The sequence below is a fragment of the Winogradskyella alexanderae genome (genome assembly GCF_020166335.1).
GTDB lineage: Bacteria > Bacteroidota > Bacteroidia > Flavobacteriales > Flavobacteriaceae > Winogradskyella > Winogradskyella alexanderae.
This window is the reverse complement of record NZ_JAIUJR010000039.1, coordinates 1-919: the sequence shown is the minus strand read 5'-3', so window position 1 is coordinate 919 and position 919 is coordinate 1. Positions and strand designations below refer to the sequence as shown.

Annotated in this window: 1 protein-coding gene; it reads right to left on the bottom strand. The window is 33.1% G+C overall.

All coding sequences use genetic code 11. The annotated features are described in order from the left end of the window. Positions 1-229: 229 nt before the first annotated feature. Complete coding sequence (locus tag LBU54_RS15280) at positions 230-598, bottom strand: hypothetical protein (RefSeq protein ID WP_224531989.1); 369 nt, start codon at positions 596-598, stop codon at positions 230-232. Between the last annotated feature and the right edge of the window lie 321 nt (positions 599-919).

The following is a 919-nucleotide window of genomic DNA, read 5'->3' as shown; positions in this document are numbered from 1 at the left end:
TGGTTTAGCGCTCTGTTGTGAACAATTTACTTTAAGATGCACTGTCAGCGAAGCTGCGCAGATTAAAGTTCGCCCTGGGCGAATTGTTCACAACGTGTTTGGCTATGGTTTCGTTGCGTGAAAATCCGCAAGGATTTTCCACCGTAAACCGAAGATAGCAAATTTGCGAGGACTTTCCGAGAGGAAAGTCAGAAGCAATGAACTATAGCCAGTGTTGGGCATAGTTTTTTTACATATTTTCAAATTCATTTTTCCGTTTCTCAAATTCAAGAAATTCAGATTCGTTTAAGCCTAAAAGTTGGCGAGTAAATCCCACATAATTATTGTCAGTTTTACTTTTTAAAAAATCAAATATTCTGTGTTGGTAAAAAGGATTTTCTAAATCCTCAATTTTTAATTCAGAGTATCGTTTTCTTGATTTCGGATATTTTTTCCAGCAATCTTGGTAATATTCGTAAATCAAGTTTGTAATATATTCACTTAATTCAGTTACGTTTTCTTTCGGGATTTTATTGTCCGCTAAATTCAAGTAATATTTTTCAATTTTTGATTGAAATACTTTTTTTGATTCAAGTTTATATTTTGTTTTCCAGAACATTAATTACTCCGTTTTATAAAAATCAGACACGAAACAGTTGTCAAAATCAAAATTCCGATTGTTCCAAAGATTATTAAATTCAGCCACATTCCAACATTGTGAAATCCTGAAACAAATATGTTTAATAATGTTTCGGCTGACAAAAAGAGAATGATTGTCAAAGCGACAAAAGTCAATAAATGAATTCCAATTATTTTTCGTTTTCTCACTTTTTTCAAATTATGCCCAACGGTTTTGGCTATGGTTTCGTTACGGAATGGTACGCGAGTATCATTCCGCCGTAACCATAAATTTAGCAAAAAGGCTCGAAATTCCGATTAG